This window comes from Solitalea longa (genome assembly GCF_002920915.1).
In the GTDB taxonomy this organism is placed as follows: domain Bacteria; phylum Bacteroidota; class Bacteroidia; order Sphingobacteriales; family Sphingobacteriaceae; genus Solitalea; species Solitalea longa.
In genome coordinates this window covers 330,800-348,684 of sequence record NZ_PQVF01000005.1, presented here as the reverse complement: position 1 = coordinate 348,684, position 17,885 = coordinate 330,800, and the positions used below count along the sequence as shown (strand labels likewise).

19 protein-coding genes are annotated in these 17,885 nt (G+C 38.5%); 5 read left to right on the top strand and 14 right to left on the bottom strand.

What is annotated here, in order from left to right:
* Positions 1-22 precede the first annotated feature (22 nt).
* Entirely contained in the window at positions 23-1,096 is a 1,074-nt protein-coding gene (locus C3K47_RS08990) for a sensor histidine kinase (protein ID WP_103788789.1), read from the top strand.
* Positions 1,086-1,814: a LytR/AlgR family response regulator transcription factor gene (locus C3K47_RS08985; protein WP_103788788.1), complete on the top strand. Its 729-nt coding sequence runs from the start codon at positions 1,086-1,088 to the stop codon at positions 1,812-1,814. The genes C3K47_RS08990 and C3K47_RS08985 overlap by 11 nt, the downstream gene beginning before the upstream one ends.
* Before the next feature lie 104 nt (positions 1,815-1,918).
* On the opposite strand, the gene C3K47_RS08980 is transcribed toward C3K47_RS08985, so the two are convergent.
* The 7 genes from C3K47_RS08980 to C3K47_RS08950 form a co-directional block, all read right to left on the bottom strand.
* Positions 1,919-2,494: a hypothetical protein gene (locus tag C3K47_RS08980; protein ID WP_103788787.1), complete on the bottom strand. Its 576-nt coding sequence runs from the start codon at positions 2,492-2,494 to the stop codon at positions 1,919-1,921.
* Positions 2,495-2,555: 61 nt separating this feature from the next.
* Positions 2,556-2,927: a septal ring lytic transglycosylase RlpA family protein gene (locus C3K47_RS08975; RefSeq protein WP_103788786.1), complete on the bottom strand. Its 372-nt coding sequence runs from the start codon at positions 2,925-2,927 to the stop codon at positions 2,556-2,558.
* 34 nt (positions 2,928-2,961) lie between these two features.
* Positions 2,962-3,288, bottom strand: coding sequence for a hypothetical protein (locus C3K47_RS08970; RefSeq protein ID WP_103788785.1), 327 nt, complete (start codon positions 3,286-3,288; stop codon positions 2,962-2,964).
* 55 nt (positions 3,289-3,343) lie between these two features.
* On the bottom strand, positions 3,344-4,375 hold the full coding sequence (locus C3K47_RS08965) for an MBL fold metallo-hydrolase (protein ID WP_103788784.1): 1,032 nt from the start codon (positions 4,373-4,375) through the stop codon (positions 3,344-3,346).
* Between the two features lie 87 nt (positions 4,376-4,462).
* Positions 4,463-5,314: a hypothetical protein gene (locus C3K47_RS08960; RefSeq protein WP_165784659.1), complete on the bottom strand. Its 852-nt coding sequence runs from the start codon at positions 5,312-5,314 to the stop codon at positions 4,463-4,465.
* A gap of 53 nt (positions 5,315-5,367) precedes the next feature.
* Positions 5,368-6,348: a DGQHR domain-containing protein gene (locus C3K47_RS08955; RefSeq protein ID WP_103788782.1), complete on the bottom strand. Its 981-nt coding sequence runs from the start codon at positions 6,346-6,348 to the stop codon at positions 5,368-5,370.
* A gap of 130 nt (positions 6,349-6,478) precedes the next feature.
* On the bottom strand, positions 6,479-7,561 hold the full coding sequence (locus tag C3K47_RS08950) for a helix-turn-helix transcriptional regulator (RefSeq protein WP_103788825.1): 1,083 nt from the start codon (positions 7,559-7,561) through the stop codon (positions 6,479-6,481).
* 340 nt (positions 7,562-7,901) lie between these two features.
* Between C3K47_RS08950 and C3K47_RS08945 the strand changes: the two genes are divergently transcribed.
* Together C3K47_RS08945 and C3K47_RS08940 are read left to right on the top strand one after the other, a co-directional pair.
* The gene (locus C3K47_RS08945; RefSeq protein WP_103788781.1) at positions 7,902-8,627 is read left to right on the top strand and encodes a slipin family protein; all 726 of its coding nucleotides are present in this window, start codon (positions 7,902-7,904) and stop codon (positions 8,625-8,627) included.
* 32 nt (positions 8,628-8,659) lie between these two features.
* Entirely contained in the window at positions 8,660-10,132 is a 1,473-nt protein-coding gene (locus C3K47_RS08940; RefSeq protein ID WP_103788780.1) for an RtcB family protein, read from the top strand.
* Between the two features lie 249 nt (positions 10,133-10,381).
* Here C3K47_RS08940 and C3K47_RS08935 read toward each other — a convergent pair whose 3' ends face one another.
* The gene (locus tag C3K47_RS08935; protein ID WP_103788779.1) at positions 10,382-11,419 is read right to left on the bottom strand and encodes a methyltransferase; all 1,038 of its coding nucleotides are present in this window, start codon (positions 11,417-11,419) and stop codon (positions 10,382-10,384) included.
* Positions 11,420-11,479: 60 nt separating this feature from the next.
* On the opposite strand from C3K47_RS08935, the gene C3K47_RS08930 reads away from it, so the two are divergent.
* Complete coding sequence (locus tag C3K47_RS08930) at positions 11,480-11,947, top strand: DinB family protein (protein ID WP_103788778.1); 468 nt, start codon at positions 11,480-11,482, stop codon at positions 11,945-11,947.
* Between the two features lie 124 nt (positions 11,948-12,071).
* Here C3K47_RS08930 and C3K47_RS08925 read toward each other — a convergent pair whose 3' ends face one another.
* From C3K47_RS08925 to C3K47_RS08900, 6 genes are all read right to left on the bottom strand, one after another.
* Positions 12,072-12,470 (bottom strand): lysozyme inhibitor LprI family protein, encoded by a 399-nt coding sequence (locus C3K47_RS08925; protein ID WP_103788777.1) that lies wholly within the window; start codon positions 12,468-12,470, stop codon positions 12,072-12,074.
* A gap of 44 nt (positions 12,471-12,514) precedes the next feature.
* Positions 12,515-13,396, bottom strand: a complete 882-nt coding sequence (locus C3K47_RS08920; RefSeq protein WP_207765263.1) for a hypothetical protein — start codon at positions 13,394-13,396, stop codon at positions 12,515-12,517.
* A 53-nt stretch (positions 13,397-13,449) separates the two neighbouring features.
* On the bottom strand, positions 13,450-14,448 hold the full coding sequence (locus tag C3K47_RS08915; RefSeq protein ID WP_103788776.1) for a DUF481 domain-containing protein: 999 nt from the start codon (positions 14,446-14,448) through the stop codon (positions 13,450-13,452).
* Positions 14,449-14,737: 289 nt separating this feature from the next.
* Positions 14,738-15,790, bottom strand: a complete 1,053-nt coding sequence (gene thiL, locus C3K47_RS08910) for a thiamine-phosphate kinase (RefSeq protein WP_103788775.1) — start codon at positions 15,788-15,790, stop codon at positions 14,738-14,740.
* Between the two features lie 89 nt (positions 15,791-15,879).
* Positions 15,880-16,620 (bottom strand): L,D-transpeptidase family protein, encoded by a 741-nt coding sequence (locus C3K47_RS08905; RefSeq protein ID WP_103788774.1) that lies wholly within the window; start codon positions 16,618-16,620, stop codon positions 15,880-15,882.
* An 8-nt stretch (positions 16,621-16,628) separates the two neighbouring features.
* Positions 16,629-17,870: a dicarboxylate/amino acid:cation symporter gene (locus tag C3K47_RS08900; RefSeq protein ID WP_103788773.1), complete on the bottom strand. Its 1,242-nt coding sequence runs from the start codon at positions 17,868-17,870 to the stop codon at positions 16,629-16,631.
* Between the last annotated feature and the right edge of the window lie 15 nt (positions 17,871-17,885).

Genomic DNA, 17,885 nt, shown 5'->3' with positions numbered 1-17,885 from the left:
CAGTTAAAAAGCATTTACTTTTATGATCAAGAACGAATTCATGGATCCGCTGTCAAGAGCTCAAAAATTTAAACTGTACACAACTTATTGGTTTGGGTATATTCTGCTTTTCAGCTTGATACAAGGAATGCCCGACAATGACTTTTCGAGTGCCTTAACGAATGAACTGTTCAGCATTGCGCCCCGAATTATTTTTGTTTTGGTGGTTGTAGAGCTTTTAATTCCGCAGCTTGCTTTCAGAAAGAAAACCGTTCAGTTTATTGCTGTATATGTTGCACTGATCATTGTTTTTGCATTTGTGCAACGCCTGATCGACAACTACCTGATCATCCGCTATGTGATGAAGCACTGGACACCCGAGCCCTTGTTTGCTATTCCGGTGATGCTCTATAACATTCTAAAGCTGCAGTTTGTGGCCACCATTCCAGGAGTACTTAAACTCTTTACTCATTTTGCTGAGCAGAAAAATAAACTCCAGCAGATTTTAGCGGAAAAGCTTCAGGCGGAGTTGTTTTCATTGCGGAGTCAGCTTCAACCACATTTTTTGTTTAATGTTTTGAATAGTCTGTACCTGAAAATTTTAGACAAATCAGATGATTCAGCGGAGATTGTACTTAAAATTTCCAACCTGCTTCGTTTCTCTATCTATGATGTAAACCGTAAATCCATTTCGTTGGAAGAAGAAATCGTTTCACTGAAAAACTATATCGATTTACAACAGCTGCGTTTCGACAATCGGCTTGATATGAGTTTAAGTGTTCATGGTGCAGTAAATGGTTATCATATCGAACCTTTCTTAATTCTTCCTTTCGTTGAAAACAGCTATAAGTATTGCTTAAATGATGCCCTGTCTACCGCCTGGATCACGATTTCTGTTAGTACTAACAACGAATGGCTGACTGTTAAAATTGAAAATAGCTTGCCCGCAGATTTTCCTTCGGAAGAAAAAAAGGATATGGCCTATTGTGGGGTAGGGATTGCAAATGTACAGCGTCGACTGGAGTTACTTTATCCTGACGAGCATCAGCTGACAATTAAAAATAACGAGTCGAGTTTCTTTGTTTCTTTAAAACTAAAGATGAATCATGTTGCCTAGTTTTAACTGTATCATTATTGAAGACGAACTGCCTGCGTCGCGGTTGTTAGAAATGCATATTGCCAAACATCCGTCGTTGAGCTTAAAAGGAAGCTTTGTGAGCACGCTTCATGCGCTTTCCACCTTAAAAAGAGAAAAAATTGACCTGGTTTTTTTGGACATCAACTTGCCGGGAAAGTCGGGAGTTGATTTTGCGAAAACATTGGTGGGTAATACTTCGGTAATTTTTACCACCGCCTATGCCGAGCATGCCGTACATGGATTTGATTTAGATGCTATTGACTATATCTTGAAGCCGATCTCGTTTGAGCGATTTTCAAAAGCTATTGATAAGTTCTATAAAACAAGAAATCTGGTTCCAGCAGCTGAAACAGTCCCGGTTTTGCCCGTTGAGAAACCCTTCATTTTTGTAAAATGCGAGCGAAAAATGATGAAGTTGTTTTTAGAAGAGATTCACTACGTTGAATCGCAGGGGAATTATTTATTGATCTATACCGATAAAGGTTATTTTAAAACCTACCAATCCATCACCGAAATGGAAGAAAAGCTACCCGAAAACACCTTCTGTCGAATCCATCGTTCATTTTTGGTTTCTATTTCGAAGATCAAAGCATTCAACAGCAATTCGGTCACAGTTCAAAATAAGCAGTTGTCCATCGGACGGCTTTATAGTGCTTCCACAAGTAAATTGCTTCAGTCACTAATACTCGTCTCTTAACGATTTTGATATTGCCGAAAGCGGGGTTTTTAGCATTAGAAACTCCATCGAAGCTGTTTATCCCCGTTTGGGTGTCAATACCTTATAATGTGGGGCTTTTTCTATCAGCCATAGTTAAACCATATTGTTGTTGTTCCGCGTTCTTTTGCAAATTCCAAAAATCGGTTAAAGTTTCGCAAGTCTTGACCAAAATTGTTATCTATATATCCTTGTCCTTTGTCAACTTTAAAGTCCGCAAAATATTCTTGATTGTTTAGAGAATCATAGTTTGTCGGCAGAAGTAATGAGGGAAGATTGTCAATGGAATTAAGTTTTTCAATTAATTCAGTTATTGTTTTTATTACCTGGTCTATGTTTCCTTGTAATTTGGCTTTATCCTCTTCTGCTTTACCAAGAATTCTCTGCCTCTCTTCTTCACTTTCGGCTGTCTCAATAAAAAACTCTAACCCTTCTTCTTCTGGATAACTTTCCAATTCATAAATGGGTAAAATGTCAACTCCTGTAATCTTTCCAATTTGGTCGAGTTCTGGTTCGTGGCCAACTACATTTTGTCGACACATAAAATTGCAAAACGTCCTACTTAAACTATGTTTATTAAAGTAGCCGTTCTTTTCGTCGTAGTATTCAGCTGAATAAAGTTCCTCGTGATTGTTTGTTCCTATATGAATGTCAAGTCCCATTGTTGGTTTTTAAAGTTGCACATAACATTAAAATTGAAGCCTAGTCTCTTCGAACTAAAGGCTATTTCTTCTTCTTAGATTTTTTGTACTTGATCTCCACCCTGGCTGTTCCGGTGGATTTTAAACCCAATTGATTGGCAGCACTGCCCGAAACATCAATAATGCGCCCGGCCACAAAAGGACCGCGATCATTAACGGTTACTTTAACCGTTTTACCATTATCCAGGTTCTTCACTTTAACTTTCGTTCCAAAAGGGAGGGTTTTGTGTGCTGCAGTATATTTGCTCACCCTATATTTTTCACCGCTAGAGGTTTTCCGACCTTCAAACTTATCGGCATAGTAAGATGCTTTACCTGTTTCGATTACTTTAGGTGAACACGAAAAAAGCAGTGTTGAACATAAAACGAATAGTATCGGCTTATTATAATTCATGAGTTTAAGTTTCGTGTTAGTATAGTTTTTTTGTTCAATGTCTGTAGTCTTGCGGGTTCTTCAAAGGTTTTATTTCAATCTTTTTGGGAACTCTATATCGAAGAATAAATCCAGATATTTTTCTGTCGGGTGTCAATTCTTTATAATGATTTTTTATATATGGTCTTGCCCCGTCAGCTGGTGAAAACTCAGTTTTTAAATACTCTACATCTTTTTCATCTAATTCACTAACAGTACCGTCTTCGTTGACATAGACATACTCAAAGCCTGGCTCTTTTGGTCTTAAAGGAATAAAGTATCTTAAATAGACAATCAGTCCGACGATGGCGATGATTCCTAGTATAATAAAGATTATTGTCATTTTAAATTATGCCCAACTTTGGGATATTCGTAATTCGTAATTCGTAATTCTTTACTTAAATCCTCCACCATTTTTTATCCGGATAACTCTCTTGCAAAACAATTGGCTCACCAATTAATGGCGTGGTGACTTTTACGGCAAGCTTTTCTGCTTCTTTCAGTACCCGCTCAATTGGTTCGTCCCAGGCATGTAAGGCCAGGGTGAATTTACCCCAATGAACCGGTAACAATACATTAGCTTTTAAATCTACGGCTGCCTGTACGGTTTGTTCCGGCATCATGTGAATGGCCGCCCACTTCAAATTGTATTGGCCAGACTCGAGAATGGCTAAATCAAAAGGACCAAATTTCTCGCCAATTTGTTTAAAATGCGTATCATATCCACTGTCAGCACCTATGTAAATTTTCCAATTTCCGGCTTGCAGCACAAATGAGGACCATAAAGTTTGCGCTCTTTTTATGCCACGACCAGAGAAATGGCGGGCAGGAGCAGCAGTAATGGAAAAGCCTTTTAGTGGATCAGCTGTTTCCCACCAATCCAATTCGTGAACAATTTCCTCATTAAAGCCCCAATAACTCAAATGAGAACCTACACCCAGCGAAGTGACGATCTGCTTCACCTTTGGTTTTAGTTTGATTATTGTATCCAGATCCAGGTGATCGTAGTGATCATGCGTTAAAATGAGTAGATCAATTTCAGGGAAAACTTCTACTTTATACACATCACTGCCATCAAAGCTCTTTACGCCCAAACCGAAAGGAGCCGCACTTCCGCTAAAAACCGGGTCAACCAAAATGGTCTTGCCCTCAATTTTAATAAAGTATGATGAATGGCCAAACCAAACCAGGGTGGGATTTTCGGATTTTATATTCTTTAAATCAGTTACAACTGAAGGAAGCTTTTTGTCGGGCGTAGTGTTCTTGGGCTTATTCAAAAACTCGATCATCGTTTTCACCATAGAACCATCTCCTGTCATCATCACGGTATGCGATAGGTTTTTAAATGATCCCTCTTTGTAATTAGGCGATTGATAGATCTTTTGAAGGCGTTTGCCCGCAGGCTTTTTGCCGAAGGTTTTCAGTGACATGCTTAAAATAAAAACTTAACGAAATTAAGGAAAGAATGTTTTGGAAGGGGAAAAGCCTTTGAGAATTGAACAACCAATTTTCAAGGACTATACTACTTTTCGAATAAGTTTAAACTGTTTTGGATCTCTTCCTTGTAAATCATTAACTAATTCACTATTTAACAAAAACAAATACTGCCCAATTATTATACTGAATGAAATATTCGAGGCCAAACTGTTGTTGTAATTTAGGGTAGTAAGTGTTTTTATAAAACTCTCTATTTTAGGCTGGGGACACACAATTTTACTTTCAATTTCGTCAAGTGCAACCTCAGAAACATAGTTTAGATAGTTTCGAGTTTCTGATGGACTGAAATCATTATTAGCTCTAAGGTTTTTATATATGTTTTCAAGAACTGATCTCTCAGGATCAGTGGTTTTGCTTGAAGAATTAGCAATAAAATCTTTCAAGGTCTTTTTAAGATCTTGCCAGGCTAATTGATGCACATTTGATCCTGCTTTTTTAAGCTCAATTGTTACTACACTACTTGTCTCTGATAGTTTTCTAAATGACCAATTTCCTGTTCCGATATTAACAACATCAGAAAGCAAAACGTTTAAGGAAGTTGAAAGAGTGGAGGCACTGGTCAGGTCTAGGTAGATATATCCTCGATTTAATAACCGATGAAGCGCTACATTACAAAAGAAAATAAAATAATAGAAGGTTGTGAATTTCCAGCTTTCACTTATCGTCGAAGATGCTGAAAAATCATTGTATTGCATTTTAGCTCGAACATGATAGAGTTCAAATTCCGCACATATAGTTTTATAGAAGAGTCCGCTTGGTACAATGATATGATAGGTGTCATTGGATGGTGAAGTTGCGGATATAATATTTTCTAATATCACACTTCTCAATTTCAAAAACCTATAATCTTTCAAATTGATTTTTGAATCCAAAAGATTTAATGCGTACTCATTTCTTAGCCGAAGATAATTAGCTCCAAACATCCCTAAAAAATATCGCCATCCATTTCTAAACTATTCGATGTTTTAAACATTGCAATTTTCATATCCGTGGCAATTTTACTCATTATAGAGTTTGAGGAACCGATGTAGTTGTCGTAATTAAGTGACCCTATAGGGCTTAAAACATCTACTAGTGATTCTGTTTTAAGGTTTTCAAATTTTTTGAAGCTTAGTTCAACTACGTCATTAAAAATTTCAAAAACTGCTCGAAATATGGTTGATTTTGTAAGTTTTGCTTTTTCAGATTTTGTGCTAAACAAAATTAATTCAACGGCTTGTAAATAGTTTTTTATAGCTTTAAAGGTTACATCGACATTTTCATTCGCGAAATATCCGGTTTCAAAAAGCCGGTCTGTTGCTTGGTTAAAAGTAGTTCGAGAAATTTTACCCAATTTACTTTGGGTAGGTGACATAAGTCCTTTTAAAACACTATCATTATTCAATGAGTCAAAAAGGATTCGTTGTTTTTCCTCCTTCTTTTCTTCTTTCCCTGTTAAATTTTTAATGTCAATCAATAAGGTTGTGGGAACACCTTTCTGATTAGTATTTATATCAATAAATAAATTTACCTCGTCTGATGTTTTTAGGTCCTTAAAAATTATTACAGGAACTTCATAGTCGCTTTCTGCTAAATACATCCCGAAAAGCCTATGTTGACCATCTAAAACCAAAAAAGAATTTCGACTGTTACTAAATGAGATTTTGGATGTTTTCTCATCAAATTTCATTTCGGCGTTTGGCTGTGCACTCAAAATAAGAGGTGATGGTATAACTCCTTTTTTCTCATCCATGTATTTCGCAATATCTTTCGCTCTATTCTCATTAAGCAGCCTTTGAAACCCTTTAATCGGATCCTCATCTCTTTTTAAGACAAATGCATGTTCCTTAAGTAGAGAAGATTTTAGCGATGTTATAAAAAACTCTTTTTTGTTTTGAGTTACCTTAATTGCGTTGAAAGATGCCATTTAAAATAAATTTCTATAAATATAAGCTTTCTATGTTTTTAGCCTAGGAGATACATATTAGCTGCTCGATGCAAATGTAATAAACAAACTTATTAACTATTAATTAAATCAGGGGCGTTATTATACTGTTTCAGACTCCAGCATCCTTAGGATTCGGCGAATACACCTCTACTATCTCATCATCAATTTCAAGAACTTTGCTTTCCTCATAGTAAGCGCCTGCTGTTTTTAACCGTTTCTCTATTCGTTTCCTAAGCCCTCGGGGTCGTATAACTTCTATAAAATCGCCAAAGTCGAGTAGCTCACGTTCCAACTCAAAATTGATAACTACACAGATCTGAAAAACAATACCCATATTATCTTCTTTAATGATCCGCTGGCTGTTATGAATTGGCTTGGTAATTACGTAAGGTGCGTTCTTTTTGTCTATCCAAAAAAGTATGTACTCAGGGCGTTGTCCGGCGTTTTTGGTAACACCGATCACGTTTTCAAAAAAGGTGCTTGGGTTAAACAGCGTATTTTCCCTGTAGGCAAAATCAGCGTTTACAGAAATATCCTTGATCCTGTCGAGCGCCAGGGTAAGGTGAACTTTTACACGGTTAGCCACTCCTAAAATGAACCAGCGGTTTCGGTACTCTTTTAACAAATACGGGTGAAACACATACACTTGTGGTTCGGCAGCCTTAAACGATTGGTAGGTTAGATTGAGAACCTGCTTTTTTATGATCGCCTGATAAAGGGTGTCTAAATAATGAAGCCCAGTCAATCGATCATTCTTTTCAAAATCAATTACCGAAACAGAATGAGTTTTACTGGTGTAGATCTTATCCTCCAAACGGTTTACCATGCCACCAATTTCTTCAAAATGCGAAAAGCCTTTAAACTGCTTTAAAATCTGCACCACTTCTGAAAGTGTTCCCAAATCCTGGTCGGTTAGCGGAATATTGGTAATGCTGTATTCTGCATCGCTATAGGCATAATACTTCTTATCTTTTATAACAATTGGCGCATTATAACCCAGCTTATTGCTACGCATTAGCTGAATATCCATCTGCACCGTCCTTCGACTTACCCCTTTATCTATTCCCTCAAATTCATACAGCGCTTCGGAGCAAGCATCAATCAGGTCGTCGAGTGTCCAGCTCCGATACTTATTTCTCAGGCAGTTGTCGATGGTTTTATAGCGGATTAATGCATTACGATTTATAGGCATAAAAACTTTTTTATAAAAAAATGAAAAAAAATTTAACTGCGCAAAAAGACTGCGCACATACCCTTTTACTTTGTCGTATCAAATCGCCACTCATTTAAAATCAGGGTTAGTAAAATGAGGTATTGCGAAACTACTAACCCACCAACGGGGTTCGACTCCCCAATTGCTTCGGATGGCAATGCTTTGGTGCTAAAAACTAAAGAATGAAGAACAGGAGAAATCCAGGCATTGAGAAGTTTGCAAAATAGCGGTTCCCATAGTTAACAACCATGAAACGCTAAATTCCCTTTTCAATGTGTTCTTCATCTTTATAAGATTAAAACTTATAATCATTTATACTATGTTATTTTTTAAGAAAGAATACAACGTAAAACCTAACCAACTTGGTTTTCTTTATAGGGAAAATGTTTTGGAGAAAGTACTTAACTCGGGAGTGCATTACATATACGACAGAAAGGATAAAACAGAACTCATTTGTTTGCCTACTTGTTCAAGAATGGTACAACTAATTAACCAGGAGGTGTTAACAAAAGATAACATTTCCCTTAGGTTATCAGTAATTATGCATTATGTAATCAGTGATGGAGAGCTGTTTCTAAGTCAGTTTGAATTAAACAAGACTATCTTAGCCATTCTCTCTGAAGCCGAACAACGTATCTATAGCACTGTCCAAATTCACTTTAGGAACCTAATTTCTAGAATTGAAAGCGAAGAGCTAAATGAAAAAAGAGGTGATTTAAATGCATTAAATATTGAAGAGTTAAACAAGGAAATAGAGTCATTAGGTATAACTATTCAGAAGATAATGGTTAAAGACATCTGCTTTCCAAAAAACATTCAGGATTTGTTTGCAAAACAGCTTGAAGCAAAAATCAGAGCCAAAGCTGATCTTGAAAATGCAAGAACTTCTGTTGCAACAGCAAGAACATTGAAAAATGCTTCAGAACTAATGAAGGGAGACGAAAACATTAAGTTCTTCCAATATTTAGAAGCTATTACAAAGATCGCATCAAAAGGTAATCATACTTTTATGATTGGTGAGCTTCAACATTTCCTTAATAAATAATGTTTAATTAAATAACGAGCTCTCTAAATACCATGTCAAAACTACGATTAACCGGAAAAGATTTACGTTCGATAGGGTTTCCGGAAGACAGAGCCATAAGCATTGCGATCAATGATTTGCCAAAGCATTTCAAAAAAGTGTCGCATTACCTGGTGCTTGATCTATTAAAGCCGGTTGTTGAAAACCCTTTCGATTATTTGGAAGATGAACGTTTTGCCAAAACGGCAGCGGCTCTGGTTGAGTTTCATCAGCATCAGCTAAAAAAATCATCAACGGGACATACAGAGGTTTCGGCGGATTTGTTGGAAAAACTAAAATCACTGCGCGATAATTCTATCCAGGATCTGCGCGATGAAAAAATACCTTACACTACCTATGGGCCAGATCAGATAGAACAAGGCGCCATTAATCAAATGGAAATTGCAGCGCGTTTGCCGATTTCGGTTGCCAGCGCTTTGATGCCTGATGCGCACCAGGGTTATGGTTTGCCAATTGGCGGCGTGCTGGCTACCGACAATGCGGTGATTCCTTACGGAGTGGGTGTTGATATTGGCTGCCGTATGTGCTTAAGCATTTATGATCTTCCAGAAAAAATGGTGAACACCCGTAAACAAGAGCTGGAAGTGCTGCTTACCAAAAATACCTTGTTTGGTGCCGGTCGTGAGTTTTCGAAAATTGAGAACCACGATGTGTTAGACAATACCGCTTTTAACGAAAATCCGCTATTGAAATCGCTGCAGATGAAAGCCGCCAAACAATTGGGTTCATCAGGTTCGGGAAATCACTTTGTGGAATTCGGTATTGTTGAAATTACCGACCCTAACAATGAGTTGAATGTTCCTGTCGGCAAGTATTTGTCGGTGCTTTCGCACTCTGGATCCAGGGGATTGGGAGCAACCATTGCTAACCACTATACCAAGGTGGCTATGCAAAAATGTGTGCTGCCGAAAGAAGCGAAACATTTAGCCTGGCTCGACCTGAACACGCAGGAAGGACAGGAATACTGGATCGCTATGAATTTGGCCGGCGATTATGCTTCGGCTTGTCATCATCGAATTCACGAAAAGCTGGCGAAAGCATTAGGTGAAAAACCGCTGGCAATGGTGGAGAACCATCACAACTTCGCCTGGAAAGAGATCTGGAATGGAAAAGAGGTAATTACCCATCGTAAAGGTGCAACTCCGGCGGGTAAAAATGTGTTAGGTATTATTCCCGGTTCGATGACCGCACCTGGATTTATTGTGCGCGGAAAAGGAGAGGAGTCTTCTATTAATTCGGCTTCACATGGTGCCGGCAGGCGTTTATCAAGAACGCAAGCGGCCAACTCCATTACCCGTCATGAATTAACTAAAATACTCAACAGCGAAGGAATTACCCTTATTGGTGGTGGTTTGGATGAAAGTCCGCATGCCTACAAAGACATTAATGAGGTAATGAAAGCCCAAACTGATTTGGTAGAAACCATTGGATTGTTTTATCCAAAGATTGTGAGGATGGATGAGTAGATGTAAAACCTATTTAATAAATGAAGAGACAATCACTGTTTTTGGGTCATGTTGAGCGAAGTCGAAACACCCTTCGACTTCGCTCAGGGTGACGGTAACTTCGACTTCGTTCAGGGTGACCATAATTAACTCAGGAATTAACAGCAGAAAGGATCATGCTTAAACTGATTTGCTTTTGTCATAGAAATCAGGGTGACTGTACTTTGATTAATGAAAAAATGGCTGCCCCCGTTCTTACTGTGGGAAATTTTACTTATAAGCAATCGCGGCACTACACGGTCCAGTCAATGGCATAATCTCCACTTTTTTGAAGCCAGCCTTGGTGGCCCATTTTTCAAAATCAACGAAAGAATAATCAAAGCCGTCTCCGTTTTCGAGCAACATGTTCAGGCTCATCAGTAAGCCAAAAGTATTTTGCCGCCTTTCGTTATCAATAATATTTTCGATAGCGATAAAAACGCCCTTGTCCGGCAGCTTTTCATAAATTTTATTAATTAACTGCTGCTTGATTGATTCGTCCATGCCATGCAAAATGTTTCCCATGGTATAAACTTCAGCATCTGGTAACTCATCTTTCATAAAATCACCCGTAAGGTGAGTAATGCGCTCTTGCAAATTAAACTGGGCAATTTTCTTATTGGCCAAAGGTTCTACTGGTCCCAAATCAAAGTTTATGCATTGAATGTTGGGATGTTTCAAACAAACCTGGATACTTAGCCAGGCATCAGCACCGCCTAAATCTGCCATGGTTTTATAGCGATCAAAATCGAACTTATTAACCAAAGCCCTAAAGTTGCCGCTCTGAATACCACTCATGGCATCCATAAATTCCTGAAGTTTTTGAGGGTCTTGATATAAAACCTGAAAAAGCTCCATATTCCCTGCACTAGCTTCATTTTGAGGTTTCCCGGTTTTCAACGCGGTTTCAAGGTTGCTCCAAATATTATAACTGCGGTTATTAGCCATTTGCAAAATGCCGCCTATGTAAGAGGGCTTATTTTTATCCAAAAACAAGTCGGTATCAGGTGTATTGCTGTAGTTGGCAGAATCAAAGATTCCTTCCCGGTTTAAAAATCCTAAGGAAACCAAGGTATCCAACCAATCGGAAACATGCCTGTCGGTAGTTTGCAAGCCCAGTTGATTTTTGATTTGCTTTGTGCTTTGCTGCCCTTTTCCTAAAAGTGTGAACAAGTTTAGCTTTACCGCTGTTAAAAGTGTTTTGGAGGCCCAAAAACCCATTCCTACCTGCATAATGCGAGCAGGATCGATAGCTGTTTGCTGTTCCATAGTGCGTAAATTGGTTATAGAAATTTACGAAAATTTGCCCCTCGCTTTATAAATTAGATCATGGATATTTTCAGCAAGCAATATGAACTAGTTAAAGGTAGCCGGGGTGTTGTGCTTAATTATTGTGCACAAATGAGCCCTGAGCATTTAAACAATGCCGTCCCTAACTTCGGACAAGGAACAATAAAGGCTACTTTGCTTCATATAAGCAATACCTACATTTCATGGCTCTCAAAGTTCTCATTACAGAAAGATGAATACTTCCCTTCACCTGAAGAAGTAAATGGACTGGAGGATATTATTAAGCAGTTTGAGAGGGCAAACCAAGCGGTTACTGTATTCCTAACTTCTTTCTCCGATTCTGATACCCTAATTTCTGGTTTAAAGCATGGTGTTGATCTTAATTTATCCGTGACCGAACTTTTCACCCACGTTACCACGCATGAGTTCCATCACAAAGGACAAATTATGTCAATGGGGCGCATATTAGGTTATACTCCGCCTGATGCCGATATTATTCGTTTCTGAAAATAAAAAAAGGGGCCAAAGGCCCCGAAAATTTTTTTGAAAATCGACTTCTTTTCAAAAACGAATGAAAACAGCATCAGCTTAAACCCACATGAGGTGAGGTATTAACAACAAGTTTTTCTTGTTAGTTTTTGATTTTTACAGAACCCGAGCAGCCATCACCATCCTCAGTTCCTGCAAGCCAAACTTTTAATTTCTTTATGCGATCAAGAGTTAATTCTGTTTTGTACGCAAACCAACATATTGGCTGCATGCTACCATAATAACCGTCCTCCCGGTTTGGATATTTAGCGAGCATTTCAGCATCCCGAAATTGTATCCAAATTCGTTGTGCAATTTTTAAATTCTTAACAAAAGCTGTGTCTGCGCTGTATTCCTTAAGAACTTTTTGATATACCGTGTTTAGTTCTTTATCCGTCTTTTGATATTCCTTGGCAGCTTTCTCATTCATTTCAAGTTGAGTTTGTCCGAAGCAAAAGTTTGTTATCAGACACAGGACGGATATAAGATAAAGTCGAGTCATAGGGCAAAAATAGATTTACTTCGGTGAATTAAACTTGCCGCTAACTATTTAACTGTTGGAATCATTCCCCGCACGCCCATATCTTGCACGGTTTCTCCGGCATCTGGTTGAAAAGAGCCATCAGCTATTACTTCTTTCCATTCGAAACTATTATTTGTTGACAAGGACACTTCAATAACAATGTCTTTCGTTTCATTTCCAGTAATGGTAAGTTTATTATTAAACGCACCAGTCACCACACAACTTCCCGCAGGAATAGGGGAAGTGCTGCTAATTGGATTTACAACCGTTGTTTTCGCCGCATCACCCGAAAAGTTTTTACCAAGCACTTCAAATGCCCAAAAGCCCTGCGCCTTATTAGCATTTACCGTCATTGAGGTGTTCTTAATAGTAAATGAATTTATATACGTATTAAACCCTATGAACGAAGCCAAAGTACCGGTTGCGCTAATGGTCGTTGATTGATCTAGAGGATTTTTAGCTTTTATCGCTATATCATAATTTTGATAGGCCAAACTAACCCTTAACCACTCGTACGAACCCGGCTTAATATCCTTCAATGGCATACTGAAAAACTCCTCGCCATTTCCAACCGCTTTATTCTTTGAAAAATCAATAGCGTTGGCGCCCCCTGTAGTGGTTTCGGCAGCATGAAACAAAACGGTTCCAGCACCCAGCTGAGTTAAGGCATTTGGCGCCAATTCAATATAATGAGAACTCATCAGGTTAAACGTTGGTGATTGTGCAGCATTTCCAGCAGGAATTGTTGAAGCTTGACCTATGTTATTTAACCGAACCTGGGTTGGATCAAATTTAAATTTGAAAATCAACCTGGCCTTTGATGAAGGCTCTTCATCAGATTTTGAACAAGAGATAAAAATGGCAGAACAGGCAAAAAGCAGTAGTGTTGTTTTGATAAGATTCATTTTTTAGTCTTCTGAATATTATCTCTTATACTACCGAAAACAAAAAAAGTTATTTAGAATGAATAGCTCAGCAAAGTGATGATGCCAAAATCATTTTTTCCGGTTGCGCCGGACAAAGGCCTGTTATCGAAGTTGTCATAAAATGTTAGTCCGATAAAAAAGTCGGTGAAGATCTCCACTTTGGCAGTAATATTGGCTTCGGTTCTGAAACGTCCAACTTCGGTTAAGCCAGCAAAACCTACCAACTGCGCATCAATGTTTATTTTGGGGGACGAATAATGGAACTTCTTAAATGCCAATCCGGCAAAGGCCTCCATGTTAAACTTTGAATCCTGAACATCATCCGACTGCTCCCTGTTGCCGGCAATACCCCCACCTGCTCCAAGGCGATTGTGATTGTTGTAAATTAAATCTTTGCCTCCGCCAAGCTGCATTGAAACACGACTTTTCAAACCCAGTGCCGTATTTTGTTGCCAATAAAGTTTTACCTCTACACTGTAATTGTTTTTTAGCAGCCTGATAAATTGAAGGGAGGCATCTTGTTTTTTCGTTAGTGGTTGGCTGGTGTCGGCGGGTTGACTGCTGATAATAGAGCTGGCCTTTAAAATCGTTTCGAACTTAGGCATTCGATAATCAGCCATACCACCCATATTAAACTGGCCCACTTTACTCGAATGGGTGTAATTAAACCCTGCATCAATATTTCCATCAATTCGTTTCCAAAACCGATCTTTAATAGGTGTTATCTCCACCACATTGTTCAAGTTGGCCATTTTATCATTATAAATCACCGAATCGAGCCGACCCACTTTTAACTCACCCCATCGGAATTTAACTTCGCATGTCTTATACGATTGCAGCCAAACCACCTGTTCCCATTTTACGTTTATGGTACTCATTGCATCGGTTTTAAAAGTGAGCATGGCAAACTGCATGCTTTTAATTTCACCGGTTAACATGTCGCCGTTTTCTAAAAGGATCTTGTCTGTTTTTTGTGAAAAAACAGTTGTTGAAAACAAAAGAAAGAAACATAGAAAAAAGAGAGAGCGCATAATCGGAATTGATAAGCAAAGCTTACAACCGCCGTTTATAAGTTAGGTAATATCGAAGTGGTTCTATGAAGGCGATTGATGTTTTAACTTAAGAATTTTTAAGGAGAAAAACACTAGCCGTATTAGTCAGGGCAAAATTAAAACGGCTGTTCAAAAAGTCAAACTAACAAATACAGTCATGTTGAGCGTAGTCGAAACATTTGAATTTGTTAATTTCGCACCCTTCGACTTCCCTCAGGATGACTAGGTCAAGACTTTTTGGACAGCCGTTATTTAAAGATTTATTCGCTTACGCTTGTTTAAACGCGTTCCAGCCCTGGGCTGTAATTTCGTAAACATTACCTGATTTGCTGACAATGTAATTGCCTTCGCTTTCATCGGTTATATGACCAATAATAGAAATATCCGGCTGGCCTTTTATCTTATCATAATCCGATTGTGGAATAGTAAATAACAACTCATAATCTTCTCCACCGCTTAAAGCACAAACAGTAGGATCAAGATTGAACTCTCTAGCCGTATCGTATGTTAAAGGATCAATTGGAATTTTTTCTTCATATAGTTTCACACCCACTTTCGATTGTTTTGAAATATGAAGAAGTTCCGAAGCCAGTCCGTCAGAAATATCGATCATGGCAGTAGGCGTAATGCTTAGGGCCTTCAGCATCTCAACAATATCCATTCGTGCATCCGGTTTAAGCTGTCGTTCCAGGATGTAATCTTTCCCTTCCAGCTGCGGTTGGATGTTTGGTGTTTGCAAGAAAACAGCCTTTTCACGCTCCAACATTTGCAATCCCATATATGCTCCGCCTAAATCGCCAGAAACACAAATCAAATCCCCTTTCTTTGCTCCACTGCGATAAACGATATCTTTTTCATTTGCTTCACCCAGAACTGTAATGCTAATGATCAGTCCTTTTTGTGAAGAACTGGTATCGCCACCAATCAAATCCACTTTCCACTTATCACAAGCCAGCAACATTCCGGCATATAAATCCTCCAGAGCCTCCAACGAAAATCTGCTTGAAGCCGCAATTGAAACAGTTACCTGGGTAGGAGAGCCATTCATTGCACAGATATCTGAAAGGTTTACCATGATGGCTTTGTACCCCAAATGCTTTAAAGGAACATACATTAAATCGAAATGAATTCCTTCAATTAGCAAATCGGTTGAAATAAGCGTTTTTTTATCGCCATGACTTACCACGGCAGCATCATCGCCAATGCCTTTTAAGGTTGACGAATTATATAGTTTTACATTTTGTGTCAAATGATCTATCAAACCAAATTCACCCATTTGTGATAATTCGGTTCGCTCTGTATTTTCAAAAAGATCGCTCATTGTTTAGTTATTAGTAATCAGTTCTAGTTATTTTAAGAAACTAGCATCTGATAAATTAATTTGCAAAGGTAGAAAAGATGCAGAATTAATCAGTGCAGGTCGGGCAATTGATAGCTATTCCTTAGTTTTTCATATTCATTTCGGGGCATTTGAATCAGCAATGGTTTTTTCTCTGCATCGAGGATTGAAAAGAGCTTCAGCATATTTTCTTCTGTCATTGCTGTACAACCGGCCGTAGGCCGGCCGGCGCCTCGCCAAATGTGCATAAAAATACAGGAGCCTGCGCCTGCAACTATCGGCTCCGTATTATAGTTTACAAAAACACCATATTTGTACAGATCATCATTTCGACGCATTTCCTCTGCCGAATTCCATGTTTTTTGGGTTTTAGTAGTATCTGTAATTTGATTATAGTAAGCTGAAGTTTGATCGTCGACACAAAAAGTGGAAGGAGTAACTTTCAGAAATTGCATTTTGGCTGAAATATCTTCGTAACCAAATAAGCCCCCCAAACTAAAAATTCCGGCAGGCGATTTCCCGTCGCCTTCTTTTTTTTGTTCCCCAACATTCAGTTCGTCTTTTTGTAGTCCCTTGCCCCAAGCCAAACCTGTTCGACCTAATGTTACGGGAATATCTGCAAATTTCAATTGCCAGCTTTTATTGTTCCATTCAAACACGTTTAACTTAGCATCAACGGTATCCCAATTAGCAGCCGTTACAACTAAAATTTGCCTTGTATTAAATTGCTTTGTTAAATCAATTTTTTGTGCTTTTACTTGCATCGTTAAACCAATGATCGACCAAAAAACTAAGGGTATTATCTTCTTCATCTAAAAAGCTAGTTGATTTGAATTTGTCGGCTCATCCAATTTTTGCCTTCGGATAATCTGGAAATCATCATTGCGGCCACTGTATCGCCGGTTGCATTCAACAAAGTAGCCATCGGATCAATCAATGTTGAAATAACCATTAAAACTGATAAAGCCTCGATCGGTAAATGGAATGCGGTAACTATGAACAATTCGCCAATGTAGCCTCCGTTTGGAATTCCACCCTCAACAATGCTGGTCATTAACGCAATCCCTAAAATTATCAACATCGTATCCATACCATTCCATGATTTGTTAAAAATAGCGAAGACCATAGCGACTTTTATAACCCCGCCAATACTTGAACCGTCTTTATGCAAAGATGCGCCCAATGGAATTGTAATATCACTTATTGGTTTGGACACGCCCATTTTTTCAGCAGCTTGCATATTTACCGGAATGGTGGCTACACTGCTACATGTGCCGAGCGCCGTTAACGACGGGACAACATTGTTTTTCCAATAAATCGGAATGGCCTTTATACCCCCAGCCATAAAGGCATAAACCGAAAACATGACGAAAAAATAAACGGTGCAAAATCCATAGTATAAGCCCAATGAATGTGCATAAGATCCGAACAGTTCCGGGCCGAAAACACCAATCAAATAACCAAAATAAGCACCAAGACCCAATGGCGCTGCTTTCATAATTAATGAAATAAGCCTTTTGAACACCTCATTCCCCGAATTCAAAAACTGTTTAAAGGCTTCTCCCGATTTTCCTGCTTGTAAAGTTGCCGTTCCAACCAAAATAGAAAAGATGATCAAGGCTAACATGCTTTGCCTGGTTAGCAATTGAGAAAAATCACTGGTAGTTAATAACGTGGTGATTTGCTCACCAAAGCCGCTTACTTTGGAATTTGCATTTTCAGGGATGCTCAATTTGAACTGATCGTCTATTGGAAAAACACCAACCACCAAAATCATTAGAAAAGCCGAAAGAAGGGTGGTGAACAAAAACACCAATAGCATTGATCGTAATACTTTACCAAATGAACCCATTTGTTCAATATTGGCTACCGATGTGGCAATGGCAAAAAAGATTAAGGGAATTATGGCCGTGAATAATAAGTTCAGAAAAATATCGCCAATGGGTTTAATCACTGCTATTTCTTTACCAAAAATTAAACCCGCAATACTGCCAAGTAAAATTCCTCCCAGCAAAAAAATGATGTTGCTGTAATTATCTAACAGCCTTTTCAATTGTGCCATGTTTCTGGTATTTGT